Here is a 24,095-nt window from a genome sequence, read left to right on the forward strand (position 1 = left end):
GACATCAAAGCGAAGGCAATAAACTTTAATTTAATTTTCATTTTACGGGGAGGCTAACATAGTATAAAAAAATGAAAAGCTTAAATTTGCAATGTTATTGTATCAGATTTTTTAGAAAAAACCGTTTACTTATAAAGTTTAGCACCAAGGTGTACCTTTACGACTACAGAATTTAAACCGAACATATTTGCTATTACCAAACCAAATAATGAATAAAAGCCCTTTTATTGCACTTTTACTTTCATTAGTAACCTCATTTTCCCTAACAGCACAAACTACTACAAAAATTACTCCAAAACGAGAGTTTAGGGGCGTGTGGGTAGCTACTGTAACCAATATCGACTGGCCCTCAAAGCCCGGCCTCTCTGTTGATCAGCAAAAGCAAGAACTGATAGGTATCCTGGAGCAACATAAGAAGAACGGAATTAATGCGATAATGTTGCAGATCAGGCCTACGGCGGATGCACTTTATGCAAAATCGCGCGAGTTGTGGAGCCACTGGCTGATGGGCAAGCAGGGATTGGCGCCCACGCAGGATTATGATCCTTTGGCATTTGCCATTAAAGAGGCTCATTTAAGAGGCATGGAACTGCACGCCTGGTTTAACCCCTACCGGGCTACCATGAGCGCCAATGCCGTAACCAGTTCCGAACACATTACCCAAAAACGGCCAGAGCTGTTTTATACCTATGGCGGCCAAAAGCTGTTCGATCCGGGATTGCCCGAAGTACGCGACTATATTATGCAGGTCATTTTAGACGTGGTTAAGGAGTACGATATTGATGGCGTGCATTTCGACGATTATTTTTATCCTTATCGCATTGCCGGACAAACCATTAAAGACAGCGCAACTTTTGCCAAATATCCAAACGGATTTACCAATATAGACGATTGGCGCAGAAACAATGTAGATATGCTGATTAAAATGGTGAACGACAGCGTGCATTACTACAAAAAGTACGTGAAGTTTGGCGTAAGCCCTTTTGGCATTTGGCGCAACTACCGCGAAGATACGCTGGGCTCTAAAACCAACGGCCTTTCCAATTACGGAGAGCTTTATGCCGATTCGAGGAAATGGATTAAAGAAGGCTGGGTAGATTATATCAATCCGCAGATTTACTTTACGTTTAGCCGCCAGGCGGCACCTTTTGGCGTACTGCTCGATTGGTGGAGCAACAATACCTACGGAAGGCACCTTTATATTGGTCAGGCGGCCTATTTGGTGCACGGCATGCCATCAAGGCAGGAAGCGGCCTGGGGCAAGCTGAGCGAAATTCCTAATCAAATCCGATACATCAGGGCCAATAACCGTGTACAGGGCAGCGTATTTTTCAGTTCCAAGTCGCTTTCTACGGTAGCTCGTGCCGTTGCCGATTCGTTGCGCAACGATTTGTACAAATATCCGGCTTTGCCGCCGCAAATGCCTTGGCTAGACGATGTAATGCCTAATCAGCCACAAAGCCTAACGGCCGAAGCTGAAGCAGATGGCGTTAACCTGAAATGGGCTAAGCCTTTGAAAGCCAAAGATGGCGAAACGGCTTCGGGCTATGTGGTGTATCGTTTTGAAGAGGGCGAGAAAATCTCCATTTTGGATGCCAAAAACATCGTGCACATTAGCTTTGAAGACTTTACTTTTTATTTGGATACCAATGTTGAAAAAGGCAAACGCTACAATTATTTGGTAACGGCACTGGATCGTTTAAAGAACGAAAGCGAGCCTAGCGGACCGGTTGGTATACAAGCCAAATAATTAAGGTGTCAAGGTTGCCGTAATCTTGCCCTTGCTTTGCAATTGGTTTAAGATGTGCTCTAGCTGTAAATCGGCGAGGCCATAAATAGGTTCCTTTTCCCAAAAGGCCTGATAAATTGCGGGTTTGGCATGTTTACTCGAATCGACGATTTCGAGTAGAGTTTTTTCGATGTGGTTGAGGCCATCGGGTGCCTGTGGGAAACGCAACAGATGTGCCTGTAATGCTTTCTTGAGCAAAGGCAATTGCCCAAAATCACGATGAAGAAAATTTTCGAGTTGTTTAGGATTATTTTCTACATAGCATTGCCAAGCCTCGCTGGCAAAGGTTAGGTCGCTTTGGTGCAGTTTTGTCCTGCTTGGCCACAAACTAGTCAGCTGTTCCGGATTGAGCTCGCCTAGGCCTTTAAAATTAGGCATACCGTCGAAATGGTCTGGACAGATGAGGTAGATGCTTGGCAACTGCCCGATCGATTCGTGAAGTATGTTTAAAATGCAGATCAGGTTAATTTGGCAAAGCAAATCATACTCGAACCAAAGCACAAGCTCGTTGTACGGACCAAGATGGTTTAGCTTCTCTATTTCAGCAAGTACTTTTTGTTGGTAGCCGGTGGTGTTTTCGCCATAAGTTTCACTGATCCATTTGGCCCTGGTTGGCCAGAGCTCGGTTGTTGAAACAGGACCTTCGGATAAGATTTCACGCCAGACTAAAACATCTCCTGTTAGAGCTGTTTGCTTAAAGCTATGCCAGGTAGCATCGCCGTTTAAAATATGTAGTGTTTTGTTCATGGCAAAAAAGAAAGGGGTGTATGACCTGAGCTATACACCCCCATGTTATTTTTAGGATTATTTTTCTGGAACAAGTACCAAGCGGATATAATTATCGCTGCTGAGGTATTTTTGTGCCGAAGTTTTGGTAGTGCCAACGGTTACGCTGTTTACGCGGTCCCTATCGCCCAACACCTGCTCAAGGCTTTCGCCGTTTTTGAGGCGGTTGGCTAAATAGCTTAACCAGAAGCCGTTTTCTCTTAGGCTCAATTCTTCTTGCCTCAGCTCTTCCGATTTGAACTTCTTGATATCGTCTTCGGTAGCGCCATTTTGCCTGAACGAGTTCACCTCATCCAAGGCCGCATTGATCAGCTTATCTACGTTAGCCTTGGCACAGTTGAAAGAAATGGTGAAATAATAATGCGCCGAAGGATATTTTTCTACGCTAAGCTGTACGCCCGGACTGTAAACGCCGCTTTCCTTTTCGCGCAAACGCTCCAGGATTTTAATTTCCAAGGCGCTTTTTAGCGCTTCTAGTTGCGTGTTGTTGTCAACATTGTAGTCGTAGTCGCCATGGAAGTACAATTGTACGGTAGCTTTGTCTTCGAGGCCTTTGTATACGGTTTTACTTACTTTGCCTTTTGGCGGATTGATGCCCAGGTCTACAAAGTTTTCATTCCTGTTCAATGTCGGTAGACTGGCCAAATAGGTCGTAATGAAAGGCTTTATTTTTTCTACGTCAAAGTTTCCTACAAAAACAAAGGTTTGCCCGCTGGCATCGGCAAAACGGTCTTTGTAAAAGGCAAAAGCCTTGTCGAGAGAGATTTTGTCGATGTCTTGCAAGGTCGTTGGCATGCCTCTTTTGTTGTAATTGGCCATTACGGCTTGTACGGTATCTGCGTATACGCTGGTTGGACTGCTGTTTTTGTTGGCTGTAATCACTTTAAAATCGCTGATGTTCTTGTTGAATATTTCAACGTCTTTGCGCGGATTGGTGGCATAGGCATAAATCAGCTGGAAGGCGGTTTCGAGGTCTTTGGGCGTACTGCTACCCGAAAAGCCTTGGTACTCCGAATTGATGTAGGCACTGGCCGATACGGCTTTGCCAGCCAAATATTTGGAGAGCTGGGTAGGATTAAACTCGCCCACGCCGCTTTGCGCAATCAGGTTGGCGTTTTCTGCCGATTGATAATCGCTATTGCTGGCCAGAGAAGAGCCGCCTTTGCCAAAAGAGTAGAAAATAACCTGATCGTTTTTGAAATCGGTAGGTTTAAGTACCACTTTTACACCGTTGCTTAAGGTGAGGCTGGTTACGCCCACTTTGTCGGTTTTGCTTTCGCTTACAATTTTGCCTGCCGTTGGGATGGTGGCCAAAAGCGGTTTGTTTACCGCATTGTCTACATAAGGTTTTACGTTATTGCCTGCATTTTTCAATACGGCAAGTAACTGGGCTTCGGTTGGAAGATCTTTAGCTTCTTTTTCTGGAGCCTGTACCACAATTACCTGATTGGTTTGGGTAATCAGGCTTTTGGCCATGGCATTAACTTCTGCCAAGGTTAAGCTTTGAAGTATTTTCTTGGTTTCGTTGTAATTATAGTCGGCCGATGGCATGCTGGCGCCCACTAAGAAATTTTCCAAATATTGGTTTACATAAACCACCGATTTGGTTTTGTCTTTTTCCTTGTACTGTTTTTCTATGCCTGCTTCTACTTTTTTCTTTACGGTTTCGAACTCGCTGTTGGTGAAACCGAACTTGGCCATACGCTCATTTTCGGCCAAGGCGGCGCTTAAGGCATCGGCCAGTCCAGCAGCTGTTTTGGACACAGCAATGGTTTGAAATGCGTTGATCCCCCAAACTGCACCGCCCATATAGGGAGAATAATAGCTTTGGGCAACTAGAAACGGCGCATTGCCTTTTTGGGTAATTTCCTGTAAACGGGCACCTAACATGCTATTGATCATGTTTTGGATCAGGTCGTTTTTGAAATCCGTTGCGCTTTTTGTTGGGCCTTCGCGATGTTTATACATGACCTGTGCCACATTGTAGGGCTGTTCTTTGTCGCTTACAATTTTGACCAAGGGCTGTACATTGTCTGGCAAATCGTAATTAGGCCTTGGTTTGGCATTTTTAGGATTACTGAGGTCAGAAAAATTAGCCTTGATGAGGTTTTCTACCTCGTTTACATCAAAATCGCCTACGGCAATAACGGCTTGCAGGTTTGGCCTGTACCAATCGGCGTAGAAAGAACGGATCTTGTCGTGGGTAAAGTTGTTCAAAATGTCGACTTTGCCAATCGGGATGCGCTTTTCGTAGCGCGAGTTGGCTAACAGGAAAGGCAACAGCTGGTTGCTCATCCTTTGCTGGGCATTTTTGCCACGTTGACGATCTTCCTCCACAATAACGCCCCGCTCGCTATCAATATCTGGTCCGTTCATGCTTACTTTTCCGGCCCAGTTGGCTAGGATTTTAAAACCGTTTTTAAAAACCTCGATGCTGTCTGTTGGGATGGGCAGCTGGTAAACCGTTTGGTTAAAGCCGGTAGAAGCATTTAAATCTGCACCGAAACGTACCCCCGCCTTTTGCAGGTAGTTGATGATCTCGTTTTTTGGAAAATCCTTGGTGCCGTTAAAGGCCATGTGTTCGGTAAAATGCGCCAAGCCTTGTTGGTCGTCGTTTTCCATGAGCGAGCCTATTTTGTTGGCCAAATAAAGCTCAGCTCTTTTTTTAGGTTCGGTGTTTTTGCGGATGTAGTAGGTTAATCCATTAGGCAAGGTCCCAATTTTTACGTTGGGGTCGTTGGGTATCAAGGCGCTGGTTGATGCCTTTTGTGCTGTTTTGGTTGCCACGGGCTTTTTGGCCGGTGTTTTTTGTTGGGCAATCGCTGGTTGGACTAAAACCAATGATAGCGAACCAATAACAAATAGATGGAGTCTTTTTTTCATCATAGATTTTGATTAGATCTAATAGTTTTCAAAGCTTGGAAACATTTATAGTAATAAAGTTACATTTTGTTGGCTAAGTTGTAGACGTATTTGTAGAAAAGCTATTCAAAAACTGCGAAATATACTTTTAGCGAAAATAAGTGTAACTTAAAGTAAAAAACATGCTATGAAAAAATTGGTATTTATACGGAAACATAACCAAGCCTCTTTTGAGGCTTTTTTTTATTGAGATTAAAGAGCCGGCGATTTCTGCAATGCCTGGGGATTATTTCCAGTCGTTGCGGGGATGCGCCTGTCTAACTATTCTAAATAGGTCCATCATCATCTCGATACACACTTGACAATTTTCTTTCAATTCGGTTATTTGGTTCTCATTAAAAGAAATAGTTTCTTGTTTGTCCTTTACCTTGATCAAATCTATAATTGTACCATCATTTTTTATCATGTACTCCGTTGGAGAATGTGCAAACCTATTTCTTATTGGAATCATTTGATTTTCCATGTATCTGAGATTCTTTGAGTATTTTGTGTGCTGGTCTTTAAACCATTTTTTAAGTATCACTTCTAAAATTCTACGTTTACTGTCTAACGTTATTCTTTCGGTTGAAAACACTAATAGTAACATGTCTTCATATCGGTTGTTATCAGAAGTAAAATATTCTGCTAGTAAACGATCAAGCATATATTCAACTTGAACTATGGTATTTATTACAAGTCCTCTTGTATAGTTTGCTTTTTTGATATGCTCTTTAAGTAGCATACTTTTTTCGACATTAGATTTCATGCTGTTTGTTTGGTTAATAAATTTACGGCACTTATATACCAATCTTACCCACCACAATCTACCTAAACAAAAACTTCAGGTAGTTCAATTAACCTAATCAATAATCTAAAATACAGCCTGTTAAGATTTGCATAAGTCAATAAAAAAGACTAATTTGTCCGCAAAATTAATGGGAGGTCAAAAAAACAGGAGTTATGGAAATAAAAAAACTTACCCTAATTGGAGAATGGCTTGAAAATAGGGATATAGAAAATAAGACAATAGAGATTCTTAGGGTACTCGATGGATTACCCGTTGCTGGTGCAAAAGAAATATTGCAAAATGCGCAGTCTAAAATAGATGCTCTTTCAAAGGTACAAACCTCACTTCTTCTTGAAGGCAACCAGGACGATGTATAATATTGCCCCAATCAGCTCAAACCTTATTGTGTTCCTATCTATCTCATAATTATTTATTCTTTCAATTTTTGCAACTTCGCTTTTAAACTGCTCTTGAATTAATAAATCTGTTTGAACGTGTTCCACATTTATTCTGCCAGTATAATAGTTAACTGGTTTTGTAATCACATAAAAATCTTCCATAAAATATACTTTTGAGGTTTTAAAAATTAAATATTAACAGAAGGCTTTATTATTCCAAACAAGTAAAAAAATAGAACACCTATAAATCATCTGCCCAATGGTTACAGAATTTGCTACAATAATTGACTTGGTAAAGCGCTTTCCCAACGAAAAGTCTTGCCATCAATATCTTGCCTCTAGGAGATGGGAAGGATATATGCAGTGTCCGTACGAAGGATGCGGAAACGATAAGTCATTTGTCTTTAAGGACGGCATCCGCTACAAATGCACCTGTTGCCGAAAAATCTATACCGCAAAGACCGGAACCATATTCGAGGGATCAAAGCTGAGGCTGATTACATGGTTCATGGGGCTGTACCTTGTCATGCACAAAAAGGGCATTTCCAGCGTACAGCTGGCAAAGGACTTGGGAATAACCCAAAAGACGGCTTGGTTCATGTTGCAGAGGCTGAGAACAGTTCTTGGCAACGAAGAAGCTCCGCTGATGGAGGGAACCGTAGAAATCGACGAATCGTTCGTGGGCGGAAAATCAAAGTTCCGCCATAGGAACAAGCGCATAAAGTACAATCCAGGAAGGGCATACAAGGACAAGACCCCTGTATTTGGCATGCTTGAAAGAGGAGGTAAAGTTCGCGCGATGGTAGTCCCTAATGTGCTGATGGTAACTATTAGGCAAATAGCACTTGAAAACATAAGGACTGGCGCAAGCATTATGGGTGATGGATTCCATGGATATAGGGCATTAGAAGTTTCTTACAAGGTTCGATGTACCGACCATGGCAAAGGCTATTATGGAGATGGAGGCGAACTGCATACCAATGCCATAGAAAACTTCTGGTCGCACATGAAAAGGAGCCTTACTGCCGTTTATATCAGGGTAACACCTAAGCATCTGAACAAATATGTACAGGAAAGCGTATTCAGATATAACTACAGAAATTTGTCCATCCAGCAACTATTCGATAAGTTTATCGAAAATTTCGAGTGCAGGCTCAAATACAAGCAACTGATAGCATGACCAAGAAGAAAACAGCCGTTGCGAAGAAGACGGCATCAAAAAAGAAAACCGCATCGAAAGTCGCAACAAAGCCCCGAAAAAAGGCACAGTCAAGCGGGGACACGGCTTTTGACAGGGCTATCGACAAACTGCTTGGGAAGCCGTCTAAGAAGTAGGCTTATCTAGTTCTTGGGGTACCACTTTGTTTTTACTTCGTCTCCATTTTTATCTAGGATATAATAGCCTGCTCCATATTCGTCCCTGAAATATCGCTCGCCTGTTTTTGTATCTATAATGTTGAACACATCGGTTCCCATCTGATACCTACCTATGTCCATTTTTATGTAAATGCCATAGAGTACAGCCAGAAGTCCCATTCCTAGAATAGTCCATACTACCTTAAAAAAGTTGGCCAGCATTATTTGTGTACAAAATATATCCCACTTCCAGCTGTGTTGGAATAATCTCCTACCATTTGGCCATTGACATATATCTTTAGTGTCATGTTCGAGGTAGTCGCATAGGCAACGTTTATGTCTTCTGATTCTAGCGGAGTAAACGTATAGGTAGTAGAACCACTGATTCCGGACTTGTTTAAGTATTCTTTTCCAGATCCGCTGGACGATGAAACTTTTGCTGTAAGGGTATAGCTGGTTCCAGCAGACACCAGTTTTACCTCGTATGTAGAGGTTGATTTTTCTTTTTTACATCCGCACAGGAATGTAACAGCGACAAACGCCATTAAAATTGCTTTTTTCATTTTGAAGAGCGCCCCCAGTTCCTGTAGGCCCTTAAAGTAAAGAAGCGTGGAACTGTAGCACTACTTCGCACCCTAGGCTCTGGAATAGCCCATACAGCAAAATAAGCAACAGCCCACGCTATGCGCGAGCGGTCCACTATATTCTTTGCCGTGTTGAGAATTTTCCAGATTCAGGGTGCAAGAATAAAAGCTAACGCTTCTGTTTTAAATATGTTTAGTTAAGTCTTTTCTAAGATGCTTTTAACGTTCTAAAATGTTCAACAATATTTCAAATTTATAGTATTTAAATCAATTAACCACTTAAAAATTATGGAAAATAAAGATATAACAATAGACTACAATAGCCACTTGGCAATTAATTTCCCAGATAAGTCTTTTAGGCTCTCTGCGCAAATGCTTAGAAAAGCATTGGACTTCTATTCGTCAGAAAAACTAGAAGACGATACATTGGTCATTATACCAATAGAGAGTAGCGATTTTGAAGAGTTTAATTCAGATTAGGTTTTAGGGCGTTGTCAACTTTATTTTTAAGCGCCTCATAAGATTCAAAATGCATATCCATATACTTGTCATCGCATGGCAAGTCATCTAATGTTTTATTGAACTCTATTACTGTCGTCTGATAACAATAGTTACAAACATAGTAAAAATCATCCTTTGACTTTGGAGGAAGAAAGCCAAACTTCATATTTCGTTGGTAGCTGAACTCCACATCCCCACCGTTCGCCCTTACAAGCATTGTTATTTTGAACTTTAATACCCACTTACCTTCTATTTCTAAATGAGTGTCATAATCTATTACGTACACCTTGTTTGGAAGTTTTTTGGGAAGCGTATTTATTGTTGGTTTGTCTGGATGAATTTTTACTGTTACTGGAATAGACATAATCTGAGATTTTAATTTAGACATACAAAATAAACAATTGACAATCAATTAGCAAGCAAACGGGTTAGCTTTGCGTATAAATACCAAAAAATTAAAGCAGACAGCCTTTTTTGGTGCATCGGTCATGACCAAAGAACAGTTAAAAAAAGTAGTGGGTGGAGTAGGAAGTGATTCTGCCTATTGTACCTATGTGATGAAAGATGGTGGTGCACATACCGAAGAAGGTATGGTAAGTAATCCTCCCGGGTCAGGATATGGTTCGGCAAGAGAGTATGCGGAAGCCATGTGTGCAAGTGACCCCATGTGTATCAGCGTGAGTTGCTAAATTTATGTAGCGGCCACTTCTGTTCTAACAACAAAAGTGGCCGTTGTATACTATACCTTAATAATGATATTCTTCTTGTACATCATCCAAAGGATAACGTACCAAAACAGGATGAAAACAATTGCATAAGCCAACGATGCATTGATTGGCGAAAAATAAGGGGGGAAGAAGTTTTGATAAAACCAGCTCAATGCGCCCAGTTTGGAACCATCCGGCATATCGATTTTGATCATGTTGAACAATCGCGGCGTTAATCCGGTTAAGAAAAACACCGTGATGGCATTTACCCCATAAACCACAAAAGGCTTGGTAAAGCGGTTGTATTGGTTCACGTCTATAATCCAGTAGGATAGCGCCAAACCAATAGTGGCCAATCCGCCGGTGTACAGTACATAAGAACTTGTCCACAGCGATTTGTTGATCGGGAACTCGAGGTCCCAAAGCAGTCCAGCCATTACGCACAATAAACCTACAACGAACAGCCAAGCCACCTTGGTTGCGGCTTCCACCTCTTTGCGTTTCAGGTAAACGCCGACCAATACCCCAAACAAACAGGTGCCGATGGCAGGCAAAGTACTTAAAATGCCTTCAGGATCCCAGGTTTTAGACGATTTCCATAAATGCGCTTCGGTTAACAACGTGCGGTCTAGCCAAGCGCCTAAATTGGTTTCTTTTTCCAGATTGGCCGGTCCAAAATCGGGAACCGGTACAAACATCATCAATGCCCAATAGGCCACGAGGATTAAAATGATGGTCCTGAAAATACTTTTTTCCGATTGTTTGAGGAAAATAAAGGTCGAAATAAAGAAAACAACCGAAATACGTTGCAATACGCCGGGTATACGCACATGCTTTAACGATTCGATCAGGTTAAAATCGTGGAAGTTTCTCGGGAAGATGGCTAGGATAAAGCCCAGCGCAAAAAGGGTAATCATCCGCCTGAAAGCCTTTTTGAGCAGTTGCCCATGGCTTTTGGGATCGGTTTTCTTGCTGCCCATGGCGTAGGCGATGGAAACCCCCACAATAAAAAGAAAAAAAGGAAATACCAGATCGGTTGGCGTACAGCCGTTCCATTCGGCATGCTCTAGTGGCGCATAGATATGCCCCCAGTCGCCGGGATTGTTCACTAAAATCATGGTGGCTACGGTAAGGCCACGAAAAAAATCAAGCGATAATAACCGCTGGGGTTTGGTTTCCATTTTTTGAAATTTATAAATAAGGAGATTGAGAACTAATATAGACATACTTGCGAAGTTTTTAAAACTTCGCAAGTATTGGTTGGTTATAGCGCCTCGTACGTATTAATGATTTGATGGCTGCGGATGAAATTATCCAATCCCCCAAACCAGTCTAAAACAGGAGCTTTGTCAATAAATGCTGGATCGTTGGTTAGATATTTGGAGTAAGAAGAATATCGGTAATCTTCTAATTTCTTTACAAGCCCTGTCATTAGGGGATTCTGATGGATGTAAGTTATGACTCTGGAGTAATAACTGTCGGAATTAACGACTGAAGCCCGATATCTTCCTTGGAATAAGCCGCCAACTCTGCCGTAGGCTTTGTTTATAGACTTTGTATAAGAGATAAAAAAGTTTTTGATGCCCAGTTCGAAATCGTGTTTGTGGTTAACTTTTAAAAACAAATGAAAATGGTTGGGCATTAGACAATAGGCATACAAAGTGCAGGATTGTCTGAGGTGCTTTTCTAATTTGGTTAAGAAATAGCTGTAGTTGTCTTCTTTAAAGAAGATTGGATTTTTGTTGTTTCCCCTATTATAGATATGATAATAAGAGTTTTCAATGATTTTCATAGGTATATTCAATTAGTTTAGGTATTAATTGAATATACTTATTTAAAACACTTGCGAAGTTTTTAAAACTTCGCAAGTGTAATCGGTTTATTAGAACTTATACCTTACAAAAGCTTCCATGGCTTCGTAATCGGCAAGGCCTAAACTATCATAAGCTTTGGCAGTTTCCCTGTTTCTGTCTTCGGCCCTTTGCCAAAATTCTCTGGCATCGTCGCCTGGAAACACGGCCCTGTCTTTTTGCGATTGATGCTTAAAGATGGCGAATTTCTTGCGTTCTACCTCTTGCGGACTCAATGGCACGGCCATTTCAATCTCATAGGTTTCGAATTCAAGCCAAGCGCCACGGTACATCCACAACCAGCAGTCTTTTACCCATGCCTCGGTTTTTTGCAAACGTCTTAAAGCTTCGAGTATAATGTTGAAGCAAACGATGTGCGTACCGTGCGGGTCTTCAAAGTCACCGGCTGCAAAAACCTGGTGAGGCTTTATTTTTTGCAACAGCTCCATGGTCAATACCACATCGGCTTCGGTAACCGGGTTCTTTTGGTTTTTGCCACTTTCGTAAAAAGGCAGCGCCATAAAATGGATATGGTCGTCTTCCAAACCGCAATAGCGGGCGCCTGCAATGGCTTCGCCTTTTCTGATGAGACCTTTTACGCTTTGTATTTCTGGCGTGTCGATCTGGTTAGGCTGTTTTTGCTCGATAAACTTGCGCATTTTATCGTAAACATCTTTCATTTCAGGCTGATCGATATTCATTCTTTCGGCAAAATCGATGTTGAACTCCATAAAGCGCAACACATCGTCGTCCCAAACGGCCGTGTTGCCCGAAGTTTGGTAGGCTACGTGTACATCGTGGTGCTGATCAACCAAGCGGATAAACGTACCGCCCATCGAAATCACATCATCGTCAGGGTGCGGCGAGAAAATAACCACTCTCTTTTTGGCAGGTTCGGCTCTTTCAGGCCTTTGGCTGTCGTCGGCATTAGGTTTCCCTCCCGGCCATCCGGTAATGGTATGTTGCAGTTTATTAAAAATGTGGATGTTGATGTTGTAAACCGGACCTTTTTCAAGGGCCAATTGGGCCATACCGTTGTTGTTGAAATCGTCTTCGGTTAGCTTAAGTACCGGTTTGCCCAAGGTGTTGGCTAGCCAGATTACCGCTTTTCTGGTCAGTTCTTCTGTCCATACGCAGTCTTTTACCAACCAAGGCGTATCGAAGCGCGTCAATAGGCAGGCGGCATCTTCGTCTAAAATAAACTCTACATTATCAGAAAGCTGCAGGTAGGTGGCCGGTACATCGCTCGACATTTCGCCCTCTACGGCTTTTTTAATGATGGGTGCTTTTTTCTTGTTCCAGGCCATGAGTACAATCTCGCGGGCCTTAAAAATGGTACCGATACCCATGGTAATGGCTTTGGTTGGCACAAAAGACTTGCCACCAAAATCCCTGGCTGCATCCCTGCGGGTCAAATCGTCTAAGGTAACCAGTCGCGTTCCAGAGTTTGGCGCCGATCCCGGCTCGTTAAAACCGATGTGGCCTGTACGTCCGATACCCAAGATCTGGATATCCAAACCGCCCAATTCGCCAATTTTTCTTTCGTAATCTAAACAGAACGCCGGAATTTCTTCCAGTTTTAGGGTGCCATCGGGAATATGTACGTTTTTCTTTTCGATATCGATATGATCGAACAGGTTTTCGTTCATAAAGGTTACATAGCTCTGCGCGGCATTGGGCTGCATCGGGTAATACTCGTCCAAATTGAAGGTAATTACATTTTTAAAGCTCAAGCCTTCTTCTTTGTGCAGGCGCACCAGTTCGGCATAAACGGCAATTGGCGTAGCGCCGGTAGCCAGGCCCAGAACGGCCGGTAAGTTGTTTTTTTGTTTTTCCTTAATGATGTTCGCAATGCGATTGGCTACGTTTAAGGATGCTTCTTTCGGGGTTTTGAATACGGTAACAGGTAGTTTTTCGAACCTCGTTTCTTCTAAAAGATTTAATCTTGCCATTAATCTGTGTTATTTAGTGAACGGAGCAGTAAATATATAGAGTATTTTTAAAAAGCGCGACAAAATTTACTGCGAATACGTTTGCGCTATTTACCTTTATCGAAATTTAATGCCATGAACCAGCAGCTTGCACGCCTTTATCAGATTGCCCAGCAACAAGAACGCAAAATCATAGGCCTCATGTCGGGTACCTCGCTCGACGGCCTGGATATTGCGCTTTGCCTGTGCAGTGGCAGTGGCAGGGAAACGGCAGTCAAGGTGCTTCATTTTATCACATTGCCTTATACCGATGCCTTTAAGGCCGATATTAAAAGCGTTTTTTCCAGAAAAGACGCCGATTTGGAAAAAGTATGCCTGCTTAACGAGCTGGTGGGCATCAAACATGCCGAAATGATTTTGGAGGCTTTGGCCCAATGGGAAATAAAGCCCGAAACCGTAGATGCCATTGCCAGTCATGGGCAGACTATTTTTCATGCGCCCAAATCGCTGCATGGGCAAGCCGGCTATCCAAATGCAACCCTGCAAATAGGGGATGGCGACCATATTGCCGTTAAAACAGGTATCATTACCCTTGCCGATTTTAGGCAAAAACACTTGGCAACTGGTGGCGAAGGGGCACCCTTAGCCGTATATGGCGATTACCTGATTTTTTCGGCAACAGGCGAAGATAGGCTTATGCTGAACATTGGCGGTATTGCCAATTTTACTTATTTGCCCAGCGATAAAGATGCCAGCAAGGTGTTTTCTACCGATGTTGGTCCGGGTAATACGCTGATGGATCAATACATCCAGCTGCATTATCCGGGCTTGTATTATGATCAGGATGCAGCCATTGCCCAAAGTGGCAAAGCGAATAAAAAACTGCTGGAAGCTTTGCTGGACAATAAATTTTTCGATGCCGATTTTCCCAAAACTACCGGCCCAGAGTTGTTCAACATGGCTTATTTATTAAAGGCCCAAGCACAAAGCAACACTTCAGATTTGGCCCACGAAGACGTATTGGCCACGCTTTGCCATTTTTCGGCCGAAGGGATTATGCAAGCGGTGAAAAAAACAACGGGTTCGGTGCGGCACCCACGCATCATTATGAGTGGAGGGGGCATGCACAATCCTTTATTGGTTCGGCTTTTAAAAGAAGCTTTGCCGGAAGCGCGTTTTGGTACAACCGATGAGTTGGACATTAACCCAGATGCCAAGGAAGCCGTATTGTTTGCCTTGCTGGCCAACGAAACCCTGGCTGGCCAACCAATTAATTTCGGCGCCCGCGAAGGCGTACCCTCAGTGTGCATGGGCAAGATCTGCCTGCCGGCTTAAATGTTATAGAATTTGTAGCGATTTGGCCGTATAGTTGGCCAATTGTGCGTCTTTTGCTTCGAGTTCGGTAACGAGATAGTCTATATTTTCTAAAGAAGCTACTTTTAGCCTTAAAGAAATATTCAGTTTTTCGGAAATGCAAAGCACGGCCGATTTCCTGGAGCAGCTGAGCATTGTTTTTTTCAACTGGTTGATTTCCCAATCGGTATCGGTTAGCCCATCTTGTGGATGCAAGGCACTGGTTCCCATCAGGCACAGGTCGGCATTGATTTCAGAAAGCTGGTTGATGACGTGGCCACCATAGGTAATCTGCGAATTTTTGGAAAAGAGTCCGCCAATCAGAATCACTTCGATGCGGGCATATTTGGCCAGTTCTACAGCTACCAGCGGACTAATGGTAAAAAAAGTGGCCTGAAGGCTTTCTGGCAGTTGCTTAACCAGCTCTATAATGGTCGTTCCGCCACCGGTAAGTACCACCATGCCATCTTTAATCAACGAGATCGTTTTTTTGGCTATGGCTATTTTGGCCTCTTTGGCATAAACGGTACTGTCGTCAAAAGAAGAATGGTACGATTTGGAAAGCGCGCCGCCGTGTACCTTATAGAGCAGGTTGTCGTCCGACATTTCCTGTAGATCCCTTCTAATGGTGTCTTCGGAAACATTGAGCAGTTGTACCAGGTCCGACGTGAGCACCCTGTTGTGCAGGTTGATCTGGCGCATAATAAAATCGTGTCTTTCTTTTTTCAACATAGATTGTAGCTGTTTGGAATACTAAGATATAAATATATGAAAATAAAAATATCCTGCGGGTTTTTGCTGGTTTGTGCAATAAAAGTTTGCAGAACCCTATCAAAATAGTTACTTGTTTTCTTTTTTTACTGAAAAACATTTATCATATTTACTTGACAATTGTTATTTTGCGTGTTACTGCGTGTTTTCGGCAAGATAAAAAAACAACAAACAAAACTTAAATTATTAACCAAATTGGCGTTTATGAAAAAAAAACTACTCATGCTGTTTTTGGGCACGTTTTTGTTGGCTATTCAAGTAATGGCCCAGCAGATAACGGTTTCGGGAAAGGTGACCTCTACGGAGGATAACCTGCCTATTCCGGGTGCTACGGTAAAGATCAAAGGAACCGAAACAGCCGTGCAGACTAGTCCGGCGGGAATGTACTCGATCAAAACCAAACAAGGAGATGTACTTCAATTCATCTATTTGGGCTTAACAACCCAAGAAAAGACAGTGGGCTCAAGCACTGTAATCAATGTGGCTTTAGTTCCAGATTCTAAATCACTTAACGAAGTTGTGGTAACCGCCTTGGGGCAAAAGGTTTCTAAAAAATCTTTAGGTACCGCACAACAAGAAGTAAAAGGCCAGGATTTGGCCAATACCCAAAGAGAAAACTTTATCAACGCCCTGCAAGGCAGGATTGCCGGGGTAGAGGTAACCAGTACTTCGGGTGTACCCGGAGCATCAACCTCGATTACCATCAGGGGCGTAAGTTCTATCAGTGGTAGCAACCAGCCGCTATTTGTGGTTGATGGTTTGCCAATCGACAACAAAACGTTGAATACTTCAGCATTCTATTCGGATAACAGCTCGAATACGGCGTTTTCTAATAGAGGTGTCGATTTTACCAACCGTGCGGCCGATATCAACCCTGAAGACATTGAAAGCCTAGTGGTGTTGAAAGGCCCTGAAGCCGCGGCGCTTTATGGTATCGATGCGGCCAACGGTGCCATCGTTATTACTACCAAAAGAGGTAAAGCAGGCAAAGGTTCGATTAACTACAGCAATAGCTTCCGTATCGAGAAAACCAGCACCCAGCCAGAAGTACAAGGTGTTTACGGCCTCGGAACCGGCGGCGTAGCCAGCGCTGGTACCTTGCAGTACTTTGGTCCGGCTTATGCGCCTGGAACAGTATTGTACAATAACGTAGATGGCTTTTTTCAAACTGCGCTTACCCAAAAGCACAACTTGTCTTTTGATGGAGGCAGCCAGGATGTTACCTATCGTATCTCGAGTTCGTATACCGACCAAAACGGTGTAGTACCAAATTCAGACTACGAACGTTTTACCTTGAATGGTTCAACCAATGGCAAAATAAACGATTGGCTAAAGGTTGACCTTTCAATGAACTATACTTATGCGGTAAACAACCAGCCTTTTAAAGGTTCGGGCGGTCCACTAATTGGTTTGTTGCTTTGGCCGCAAGAAGACAATGCCAAAGATTACCTTACCCCAGCAGGTACCAGAAGAAGGTTTACTACGGCAACAGACTTGACTTCTGAAATCGAAAACCCTTATTTTAATATCAATAAGAATAAAATCAATTCGATTCAGAATAGGATCACTTCAAACTTCGGATTTACCATTACCCCGGTAAAATGGCTGAACCTTAAATCTAACATCGGTTTTGATGTGTACAACAACAGAAACCTTTTGTTAAGCCATCCAGAAAGTTCTAGGGGCTTTAGCCGTCAAGGTATTTTGGATATCGCAAACGACAATACGAGAAACGTGAACATCCAAAACTTATTGAACCTGACTTCGCAAAAAATTACCAGCGATTTGTCTATCGACGCTACTTTGGGTAATGCCATCCAAGATTTGAAATCTTCTATCGATTCGCAATATGGCGAAGGATTTTTAGATCCGAATTTCGTGTCTATCAACAATACTACGCCAACGTTAAGGAATGCAAAATCGACAATTACGCAAAGAAGATTGTTCAGTTTGTTCGGAAGAGCGACCTTAAACTATAAAAACTACCTTTATTTAACGGCAACAGGCAGGAACGACTGGACTTCGACCATCCCGATCGGAGCCAACTCATTCTTCTATCCTTCAGTATCGGCAAGTTTTGTATTTACCGATGTGCCGGCATTTAAAGATGGCTTGAGCAAGATTTTTACTTCTGGTAAAATCAGGGCGGCCTTTGCCAACGTAGGTAAAGATGCCAGGCCTTATTCATACGTGCCTTCGCTAGAGAGCAAAACTACGGTAGGTGGCGGCTTCGGTTATGGCTTTACCGGTCCTAACTTGGATCTGAAACCAGAGTTTGCAAGTTCTTACGAATTGGGTACCGAATTGGCCTTCTTTAACGATCGTTTGGGCTTAGACTTTACGATTTATCGTAAAGAAACTTCCGACCAGATTGTAAACGATATCAGGGGCAGTTATGCAACAGGTTATGTATTGTTTAACCTTAACGGTGCCAAAACCCGCAACGAGGGTATCGAGGTTACTGTAAGAGGTACACCAATTAAAACCAAAGACTTCAACTGGAACGTATTGGCCAACTTCGAAAGTGCAAAAGGTACGGTACTGGCCTTGCCAAATTCGTTGCCTGAATCTTATGTGTCTGATACTTGGGTATACGGTAACGTGAGAAATGGTAACTCGCCAGGTTATTCTACCCGTTCGCTAACCGGTTATTTCTACTTGAGAAACAACAATGGCGATATTTTGATCAACCCTGCAACCGGTTTGCCGGTAAGGTCTTCTATCTTTATTCAGGGCCCTGGAAAAGGATATGACAGGCAACCAGATTTTTCTATCGGTATCACCAATACCTTTACCTACAAAAACTTCTCTTTGTCTTTCTTGTTAGACATGAGAAAAGGAGGCGATGTGTTAAATGCTACGCAACATTTCTTAACCCAAAGAGGTTTGAGCATGATGACCCTAGACCGATTGAATCCTAGGATCGTAAATGGCGTATTGCAGGATGGAAAAGAAAATACGGCCAACCCAACCAAAAACAATATTGTGGTAACGCCTTTCTATCAAAACAGCTATTATAGCGGTATGAGCGAGGAATTGTTCATTGAGAAAAACATCAACTGGGTTCGCTTAAAAGACGTAACCTTGCAATATAGGTTGCCACAAACGCTGTTGAGCAAACAGAAGTTTGTTAAAAGCGCAAGCGTTTTTGTTACCGGTACAGACTTATTCCTGATTACCAACTACTCTGGTTTAGATCCGGTAGTAAACGGTAACACGGCAGCTGTAGGCGGATCTGGAGCTTCTGGTATCGATTATGGTAACTTCCCTATTCCTATCGGTATCAACTTCGGGGTTAAAATTGGTTTATAATTAGGAGAGCATTAAAACATGAAAAAATTATTCATAACATTTACGGTGGCTGGTCTTATTGTCCTTAGCGGATGTAAGAAGTTTTTGGATGTTAATACCAATCCAAATGCGCCACAAGTGGTAGAAGCCAACCTTTATTTGTCGCCAATGCTACATTGGATGGCTACGGCACCACAATACGATGGTATATATATAGGTCGTTATACGCAAAACTTCGCTTCAACCTCTTCCGGAGACCTTTGGGAGCGCATGGGCCATAACCAAGGCGGTACTGCACCAGACCAAGGCGGACAGATATGGAAAACAACGTATTACGATTTTGGCCAAAACTTGGTCGACATGACCAATAAAGCCGAAAAAGAACAACGTTGGGATTTATTGGGCGTGGCTCAGATCTTAAAAGCATGGGGTTGGCTAACTGCTACCGATTGTAATGGCGAAATCATCATTAAGGAAGCCATTGATGCCAGCAGAACTTCGTTCGATTACGATACGCAGGACTTTGCCTTTCAAGAAACCCTAAGGTTGATCAATGCAGCCATCGTTAACCTGAACAGGACCGATGGTGGTGTAAACGAGGGCTATTTGGGCAAAACAGACTTTTTATACAAAGGCAAAAGAGCACAATGGATCAAATTTGCGAACGGTTTAAAAGCTATGACCTTGAACCAGCTTTCTAACAAATCGGCATTGTATAAACCTGACGATATCATTGCTGCGGTTGACGCCTCGTTTGTGGGCAACGTAGACGATGCCTTGATCCCTTATGCAGGCAGTGCAAACGATGATGCCAACTTCCTTTCGGCAACCAGAAACAACATTGGTACTTTAAGACAAACCAAGTTCATTTTAGCCTTGATGGATGGTACGCAGTTTGGTGGTGTGGTTGACCCACGCATGAGCAGAATGCTTGCTCCATCTCCAGATGGCCTTTACAGAGGCTTGGAGCCAACTTTTGGTATCGGTGCCCTAACCGCTTCGCAACAGCCATTAAACTTGTGGGGCTATACCACACAAGCATTGGCCAATGCCACCACAACTACGCCAGCCAGGTATTTGTTTGCGCGAAAAAACAAATTCCCGATCATGACTTATGCGCAGCTGCAGTTTATCAAAGCTGAAGCGGCTTATAAAAAAGGAGATAAGACTGCCGCTTGGAATGCGTATAAAAATGGTATTTCGGCACACATCGATTTTGTAAATGCACGTAACACCGACGATGGCCAAACGCCTACACAAATCAGCTCGACCGAAAAAACAGCCTATCTTTCGTCTACTGCCATTGTTCCGACATTGCCAAGCAGCCTGACCCTTTCGCAGATTATGTGCCAGAAATATATTGCGCAATGGGCTTGGGGCCATGTTGAGCAATGGATGGATTTAAGAAGGTATCATTATACCGATATAGATCCGGCTACCGGCAACCAAGTGTTTATAGGTTTTGCAGTGCCATTGGTATTGTTCTCAGAAAACAACACCAAAGTGGTGCAAAGGATGCGTCCTAGGTACAACTCTGAATACGTTTGGAACAGAGACGGACTGAATGTAATTGGAGGCTTGGCTACAGATTATCAAACTAAAGAAATGTGGGTTACAATTCCTCAATAATTAGATTATGAAAAGAAACTATATATTAATAGCAGTACTTCTGCTATCCACCATAATTTATTCTTGTAAGAAGAATGCTGTGCAGGACATTTCCAGCCCTATAAGCGGCGCACAGATCAAGTTTTTCAATTTTGGTTTAAATAGCCCGGTGGTTAACTTTTATGCCAATAATACCAAGGTTTCTGCAGCTTCTTCAACTACAGGTACAGAAAGTTCAACTACAGGCGTGGCCTTTGCGGCGGTATACCCATCTACCAATGCTTATGCTGTGATGACGCCAGGTACCTACGACCTGAAAGCGAAGCGCCCGAGCACTTCCACTGTTGATCCAGATCAAGTAATTGCTACGATCAACTCTACCTTGGCCGACGGCAAAAACTATTCGCTGTATACTTCGGGCTTGTATAACACAACCACTAAAACTACCGATGTATTTGTAGTGGAAGATGCTTTGCCGGCTATCGACAGTTCTGCAGCCTATGTGCGTTTCGTGCATGCCTGCTACAATGCCAATGCCTTCACTTTTATCATGAAGAATACAACAACTGGCATAGAAACCGTTGTAGCGCCAAGTGTTTCCTATAAAAGCGCATCTGCCTTTTTCAGGATTCCAATGGGGGTTTACGATTTGATTTTGCGTTATCCAAGCGCACCTACCACCAACGTTGTGGTAAGAACAGCAGTAAGCGTAATCAAGTCGAATACTTATTCTTTCAGTTTAAGAGGGGATATTACCCTGCCTTATACGGGTACGGCAACCAATAGGCCTTTTATAGACAATACGCCGAACAGGTAGCTATCCTGTTGCTTTAAATAAAAAAGCCACCCTAATCGGGTGGCTTTTTTGGTATAAAGAGCCTAAAGTTTAATAGCAGTTGGCCATAATGGTAAAGCCTGGGGTGTCTGCATCTATTACAAAAGTCATGGAGCCGGTAGAAGTAGTTACCTGGTGTATAAAAGGCGGACTGCAAGGCGTGCCTGCCGAAGCAACAATGTAATTGCCGTAGGGCACATCTATAGACCCTTGCGTATCGACAGCCGTAATGTCGTAATAAACATTGGTATCGGTATTTTGAATGGTTGCCGAACCGCCGTGGCCCGAAAAGGAGCTTATTTCGAGCGAAACGGAGCCCATGGTAAATTGGCCTTTAAAAGAACTCAGTGCAAAAAATGCAAATACTACAGCCAAGCTGATGAATAGTTTTTTCATAATAATTAAGTTTTAGTGGTGGATTAGTTACCTATTTAAATTTACTAAAATATTTAAACCATTGATGTTCAGTTTTTTGACATTGAAAAAAGGTTCTATTTTTTTAATTTGTAATTAACAAACACCGCTGAGCCTGCCTTAACAATTGCTTGTGTGTATTGATAAAATATTAATACTTTTGTAAAAAATATTAGTATTCAATGGCAAGCTTTACACTTACTCCCGAAACCTGGCAAAAAGTTAAAATCAAATTTTTGAGGAAGTACCGCGAATTGGCGGAGGCCGATCTTGCGTTCGTGCCCGGACAGGAAGACCAACTGGTGCAGCAGCTCATGCAATTGGTAAACAGAGATAAAACCTATATCGAATTTACGATCCGTAAAGCCTTGGCCGATCCCAACGGCAACCGATTATAGCATCGTTTTTAATTTCCTCTGCTTTTTTGTAAGTTTACCTTTATTTCAAATTGGTAGATGAAGAAGACTAGGGTACACATTCTGTTATTGGTTGTAGTGTTGGCCTCGTTAACGATGGCTTTCAGGGAAGACCTGTTCTTGGTTTCGAAGAACCTCGATATTTTTGCTTCGCTGTACAAGGAAATCAACATCAACTATGTAGAAGAAACCAATCCCGCCGATTTGATGCGTAACGGCATCGATGCGATGTTGGGCGGGTTAGACCCTTATACCGAATACATTCCCGAATCGGAAATAGAAGATTACAAACTCAAATACGTAAGTACGCAATACGGGGGCATCGGCATCGGCACTTTAAATATAGAAGGCAAGCTGTATGTAAACGAAATCAGCGAAAATAATCCTGCCTACAAACAAGACATCAGGCCAGGCGACCAAATTACCCGCATCAACAACGTAGAGGTTCAAGGCAAAGACCGCAACCAGGTTAGCCAATTGATGCGCGGTCCCAAAGGCTCGGCGGTAAGCTTGGTCATCATCAGAGAGGGTACGGTGCTCAACAAAACCTTAACCCGCGAAGAAATCAAACAACCCAATGTTTCCTATTCGGGCATGCTCGATGGACAGATCGGCTATATCCGCCTCGACAAGTTTTTGGAAAACTCGGGGCAGGAGGTTAAAGATGCGCTTGAAAGCATCAATAAGGAAAAACCGAAAGGCCTGATTCTCGATTTAAGGAACAATGGTGGAGGCATATTGCAGGAAGCCGTTAAAATTGTCAACCTTTTTGTAAGCAAAGATGTGTTGGTAGTTACCCAAAAGGGAAGAAACCCAGAAAAAACAGTCGCTTATAAAACCACTAACGAGCCCATCTCGCCAAACCTGCCACTAATTGTGTTGGTCAACAATGGCTCTGCTTCCGCTTCAGAAATCGTAGCTGGCGCTTTGCAGGATTTGGATCGGGCAATTGTAGTTGGCCAACGCAGCTTTGGCAAAGGACTGGTACAGCAAACATTCAACCTGCCTTACAACAGCTTGGTCAAAGTTACGGTAGCGAAATACTATACACCTTCGGGCAGGTGCATCCAAGCCTTGGATTATGCGCATAAAGACCAGAATGGAATTGCCGAAAAGTTTGCCGATTCGGTAATGAAGGCGTTTGATACCAAAGCGGGGCGTACCGTATATAATGGCAATGGCGTATATCCGGACGTTTTTGTGGCGCCGGTTAAATACAGCCCGATTACCATTTCTTTGGTAAGCAAGAATCTGTTCTTTGATTATGCCAACAGTTATAAAAAAGCCAATAAAACGGCGCCCAATGTTAAGACCTTTCAGATTAGCGATGCCGATTACAGCCAGTTTGTAACCTCGCTGGCCTCAAAAGACTATAGCTATACCTCTAAAACAGAACAGCTGATTAACGATTTGCGTACCGAAGCAGAAAAGGAAAACAAATCTGTTGCTGTGAAAACAGATCTCGACGAGCTGAAAAACAAGTTGCTGGCGGCGAAGAAAACAGACCTGATTACCCATAAGGCAGAAATCAAGCGTGTACTCGAAACACAAATCATCAGTCGCTACTACTTTGAAAAAGGCAAAATAGAGCAGGCTTTTCAATATGATAGGGAGATGGCGCAGGCAAAAACGCTGTTTGGCAACCAGGCCCAGCTGTTGGCCATCCTAAAAGGCGATGGAAGCTACAAAACGATAGGCAGTCCAGTAAAAACCTCGTCTACAGAGAATTAAGCAAGACACTTTATTTATTTTGAATTTATTTTATAGTTCAATTCTCTTGGTTTAGAGGCAAATATGCCAATATCACCAAAATAGTG

At 42.8% G+C, this 24,095-nt stretch carries 22 protein-coding genes; 11 read left to right on the forward strand and 11 right to left on the reverse strand.

Annotated features, from left to right (window positions below):
* Positions 1–208: 208 nt before the first annotated feature.
* Complete coding sequence (locus VRU48_RS16400; RefSeq protein WP_330109002.1) at positions 209–1,750, forward strand: glycoside hydrolase family 10-like protein; 1,542 nt, start codon at positions 209–211, stop codon at positions 1,748–1,750.
* Here the strand turns inward: VRU48_RS16400 and VRU48_RS16405 are convergent, their stop codons facing one another.
* The 3 genes from VRU48_RS16405 to VRU48_RS16415 form a co-directional block, all read right to left on the reverse strand.
* On the reverse strand, positions 1,751–2,536 hold the full coding sequence (locus VRU48_RS16405; protein ID WP_330109003.1) for a DUF1835 domain-containing protein: 786 nt from the start codon (positions 2,534–2,536) through the stop codon (positions 1,751–1,753).
* Between the two features lie 57 nt (positions 2,537–2,593).
* Entirely contained in the window at positions 2,594–5,461 is a 2,868-nt protein-coding gene (locus VRU48_RS16410; RefSeq protein ID WP_330109004.1) for a M16 family metallopeptidase, read from the reverse strand.
* A 262-nt stretch (positions 5,462–5,723) separates the two neighbouring features.
* Positions 5,724–6,242 carry a hypothetical protein gene (locus VRU48_RS16415; protein WP_330109005.1) on the reverse strand — a complete coding sequence of 173 codons (519 nt, stop codon included), beginning with the start codon at positions 6,240–6,242 and terminating at the stop codon, positions 5,724–5,726.
* Positions 6,243–6,436: 194 nt separating this feature from the next.
* Between VRU48_RS16415 and VRU48_RS16420 the strand changes: the two genes are divergently transcribed.
* Both VRU48_RS16420 and VRU48_RS16425 read left to right on the forward strand, forming a co-directional pair.
* Positions 6,437–6,640: a hypothetical protein gene (locus VRU48_RS16420; protein ID WP_330109006.1), complete on the forward strand. Its 204-nt coding sequence runs from the start codon at positions 6,437–6,439 to the stop codon at positions 6,638–6,640.
* A gap of 379 nt (positions 6,641–7,019) precedes the next feature.
* Positions 7,020–7,841, forward strand: a complete 822-nt coding sequence (locus VRU48_RS16425; protein ID WP_330109522.1) for an IS1595 family transposase — start codon at positions 7,020–7,022, stop codon at positions 7,839–7,841.
* Between the two features lie 161 nt (positions 7,842–8,002).
* Here VRU48_RS16425 and VRU48_RS16430 read toward each other — a convergent pair whose 3' ends face one another.
* Both VRU48_RS16430 and VRU48_RS16435 read right to left on the reverse strand, forming a co-directional pair.
* Positions 8,003–8,158 (reverse strand): hypothetical protein, encoded by a 156-nt coding sequence (locus VRU48_RS16430; RefSeq protein WP_330109007.1) that lies wholly within the window; start codon positions 8,156–8,158, stop codon positions 8,003–8,005.
* Positions 8,159–8,238: 80 nt separating this feature from the next.
* Positions 8,239–8,580, reverse strand: a complete 342-nt coding sequence (locus VRU48_RS16435; protein WP_330109008.1) for a hypothetical protein — start codon at positions 8,578–8,580, stop codon at positions 8,239–8,241.
* A gap of 309 nt (positions 8,581–8,889) precedes the next feature.
* Between VRU48_RS16435 and VRU48_RS16440 the strand changes: the two genes are divergently transcribed.
* Positions 8,890–9,081 carry a hypothetical protein gene (locus VRU48_RS16440; protein ID WP_330109009.1) on the forward strand — a complete coding sequence of 64 codons (192 nt, stop codon included), beginning with the start codon at positions 8,890–8,892 and terminating at the stop codon, positions 9,079–9,081.
* On the opposite strand, the gene VRU48_RS16445 is transcribed toward VRU48_RS16440, so the two are convergent.
* Entirely contained in the window at positions 9,068–9,466 is a 399-nt protein-coding gene (locus tag VRU48_RS16445) for a hypothetical protein (RefSeq protein WP_330109010.1), read from the reverse strand. The genes VRU48_RS16440 and VRU48_RS16445 overlap by 14 nt on opposite strands.
* A gap of 70 nt (positions 9,467–9,536) precedes the next feature.
* On the opposite strand from VRU48_RS16445, the gene VRU48_RS16450 reads away from it, so the two are divergent.
* Positions 9,537–9,791: a hypothetical protein gene (locus tag VRU48_RS16450; RefSeq protein ID WP_330109011.1), complete on the forward strand. Its 255-nt coding sequence runs from the start codon at positions 9,537–9,539 to the stop codon at positions 9,789–9,791.
* Positions 9,792–9,841: 50 nt separating this feature from the next.
* On the opposite strand, the gene VRU48_RS16455 is transcribed toward VRU48_RS16450, so the two are convergent.
* The 3 genes from VRU48_RS16455 to nagB all read right to left on the reverse strand — a co-directional run bounded on the left by VRU48_RS16455 (position 9,842) and on the right by nagB (position 13,611).
* Positions 9,842–10,990, reverse strand: a complete 1,149-nt coding sequence (locus VRU48_RS16455) for an acyltransferase family protein (protein ID WP_330109012.1) — start codon at positions 10,988–10,990, stop codon at positions 9,842–9,844.
* 83 nt (positions 10,991–11,073) lie between these two features.
* A complete protein-coding gene (locus VRU48_RS16460; RefSeq protein WP_330109013.1) occupies positions 11,074–11,601 on the reverse strand; it encodes a transposase in 528 nt (175 codons plus the stop codon).
* Positions 11,602–11,691: 90 nt separating this feature from the next.
* Entirely contained in the window at positions 11,692–13,611 is a 1,920-nt protein-coding gene (gene nagB, locus VRU48_RS16465) for a glucosamine-6-phosphate deaminase (protein ID WP_330109014.1), read from the reverse strand.
* 114 nt (positions 13,612–13,725) lie between these two features.
* Between nagB and VRU48_RS16470 the strand changes: the two genes are divergently transcribed.
* Positions 13,726–14,925, forward strand: a complete 1,200-nt coding sequence (locus VRU48_RS16470; protein ID WP_330109015.1) for an anhydro-N-acetylmuramic acid kinase — start codon at positions 13,726–13,728, stop codon at positions 14,923–14,925.
* A 3-nt stretch (positions 14,926–14,928) separates the two neighbouring features.
* Here VRU48_RS16470 and VRU48_RS16475 read toward each other — a convergent pair whose 3' ends face one another.
* Positions 14,929–15,675 (reverse strand): DeoR/GlpR family DNA-binding transcription regulator, encoded by a 747-nt coding sequence (locus tag VRU48_RS16475; protein WP_330109016.1) that lies wholly within the window; start codon positions 15,673–15,675, stop codon positions 14,929–14,931.
* A 243-nt stretch (positions 15,676–15,918) separates the two neighbouring features.
* Between VRU48_RS16475 and VRU48_RS16480 the strand changes: the two genes are divergently transcribed.
* From VRU48_RS16480 to VRU48_RS16490, 3 genes are read left to right on the forward strand one after another with little or no spacing between them, the layout of a single operon-like run.
* A complete protein-coding gene (locus VRU48_RS16480) occupies positions 15,919–19,026 on the forward strand; it encodes a SusC/RagA family TonB-linked outer membrane protein (RefSeq protein ID WP_330109017.1) in 3,108 nt (1,035 codons plus the stop codon).
* Between the two features lie 18 nt (positions 19,027–19,044).
* A complete protein-coding gene (locus VRU48_RS16485) occupies positions 19,045–20,634 on the forward strand; it encodes a SusD/RagB family nutrient-binding outer membrane lipoprotein (RefSeq protein WP_330109018.1) in 1,590 nt (529 codons plus the stop codon).
* A gap of 7 nt (positions 20,635–20,641) precedes the next feature.
* Positions 20,642–21,430, forward strand: coding sequence for a DUF4397 domain-containing protein (locus VRU48_RS16490; RefSeq protein WP_330109019.1), 789 nt, complete (start codon positions 20,642–20,644; stop codon positions 21,428–21,430).
* A 69-nt stretch (positions 21,431–21,499) separates the two neighbouring features.
* Here VRU48_RS16490 and VRU48_RS16495 read toward each other — a convergent pair whose 3' ends face one another.
* Positions 21,500–21,844: a hypothetical protein gene (locus VRU48_RS16495; protein ID WP_330109020.1), complete on the reverse strand. Its 345-nt coding sequence runs from the start codon at positions 21,842–21,844 to the stop codon at positions 21,500–21,502.
* 200 nt (positions 21,845–22,044) lie between these two features.
* On the opposite strand from VRU48_RS16495, the gene VRU48_RS16500 reads away from it, so the two are divergent.
* The gene (locus VRU48_RS16500) at positions 22,045–22,260 is read left to right on the forward strand and encodes a hypothetical protein (protein WP_330109021.1); all 216 of its coding nucleotides are present in this window, start codon (positions 22,045–22,047) and stop codon (positions 22,258–22,260) included.
* Positions 22,261–22,317: 57 nt separating this feature from the next.
* Complete coding sequence (locus VRU48_RS16505) at positions 22,318–24,009, forward strand: S41 family peptidase (RefSeq protein ID WP_330109022.1); 1,692 nt, start codon at positions 22,318–22,320, stop codon at positions 24,007–24,009.
* The last annotated feature ends 86 nt before the right edge of the window (positions 24,010–24,095 follow it).

This window comes from Pedobacter albus (assembly GCF_036324255.1).
GTDB classification, from domain to species: domain Bacteria; phylum Bacteroidota; class Bacteroidia; order Sphingobacteriales; family Sphingobacteriaceae; genus Pedobacter; species Pedobacter albus.

Excerpts from the sequence above, each read along its gene's own strand:
- nagB (WP_330109014.1), bottom strand. The coding sequence starts at position 13,611 with ATGGCAAGATTAAATCTTTTAGAAGAAACGAGGTTCGAAAAACTACCT.
- VRU48_RS16415 (WP_330109005.1), bottom strand. The coding sequence starts at position 6,242 with ATGAAATCTAATGTCGAAAAAAGTATGCTACTTAAAGAGCATATCAAA.
- VRU48_RS16455 (WP_330109012.1), bottom strand. The coding sequence starts at position 10,990 with ATGGAAACCAAACCCCAGCGGTTATTATCGCTTGATTTTTTTCGTGGC.
- VRU48_RS16475 (WP_330109016.1), bottom strand. The coding sequence starts at position 15,675 with ATGTTGAAAAAAGAAAGACACGATTTTATTATGCGCCAGATCAACCTG.
- VRU48_RS16405 (WP_330109003.1), bottom strand. The coding sequence starts at position 2,536 with ATGAACAAAACACTACATATTTTAAACGGCGATGCTACCTGGCATAGC.
- VRU48_RS16435 (WP_330109008.1), bottom strand. The coding sequence starts at position 8,580 with ATGAAAAAAGCAATTTTAATGGCGTTTGTCGCTGTTACATTCCTGTGC.
- VRU48_RS16495 (WP_330109020.1), bottom strand. The coding sequence starts at position 21,844 with ATGAAAAAACTATTCATCAGCTTGGCTGTAGTATTTGCATTTTTTGCA.
- VRU48_RS16500 (WP_330109021.1), top strand. The coding sequence starts at position 22,045 with ATGGCAAGCTTTACACTTACTCCCGAAACCTGGCAAAAAGTTAAAATC.
- VRU48_RS16400 (WP_330109002.1), top strand. The coding sequence starts at position 209 with ATGAATAAAAGCCCTTTTATTGCACTTTTACTTTCATTAGTAACCTCA.
- VRU48_RS16425 (WP_330109522.1), top strand. The coding sequence starts at position 7,020 with ATGCAGTGTCCGTACGAAGGATGCGGAAACGATAAGTCATTTGTCTTT.
- VRU48_RS16470 (WP_330109015.1), top strand. The coding sequence starts at position 13,726 with ATGAACCAGCAGCTTGCACGCCTTTATCAGATTGCCCAGCAACAAGAA.
- VRU48_RS16445 (WP_330109010.1), bottom strand. The coding sequence starts at position 9,466 with ATGTCTATTCCAGTAACAGTAAAAATTCATCCAGACAAACCAACAATA.
- VRU48_RS16505 (WP_330109022.1), top strand. The coding sequence starts at position 22,318 with ATGAAGAAGACTAGGGTACACATTCTGTTATTGGTTGTAGTGTTGGCC.
- VRU48_RS16440 (WP_330109009.1), top strand. The coding sequence starts at position 8,890 with ATGGAAAATAAAGATATAACAATAGACTACAATAGCCACTTGGCAATT.
- VRU48_RS16430 (WP_330109007.1), bottom strand. The coding sequence starts at position 8,158 with ATGGACATAGGTAGGTATCAGATGGGAACCGATGTGTTCAACATTATA.
- VRU48_RS16485 (WP_330109018.1), top strand. The coding sequence starts at position 19,045 with ATGAAAAAATTATTCATAACATTTACGGTGGCTGGTCTTATTGTCCTT.
- VRU48_RS16420 (WP_330109006.1), top strand. The coding sequence starts at position 6,437 with ATGGAAATAAAAAAACTTACCCTAATTGGAGAATGGCTTGAAAATAGG.
- VRU48_RS16490 (WP_330109019.1), top strand. The coding sequence starts at position 20,642 with ATGAAAAGAAACTATATATTAATAGCAGTACTTCTGCTATCCACCATA.
- VRU48_RS16480 (WP_330109017.1), top strand. The coding sequence starts at position 15,919 with ATGAAAAAAAAACTACTCATGCTGTTTTTGGGCACGTTTTTGTTGGCT.
- VRU48_RS16460 (WP_330109013.1), bottom strand. The coding sequence starts at position 11,601 with ATGAAAATCATTGAAAACTCTTATTATCATATCTATAATAGGGGAAAC.
- VRU48_RS16410 (WP_330109004.1), bottom strand. The coding sequence starts at position 5,461 with ATGATGAAAAAAAGACTCCATCTATTTGTTATTGGTTCGCTATCATTG.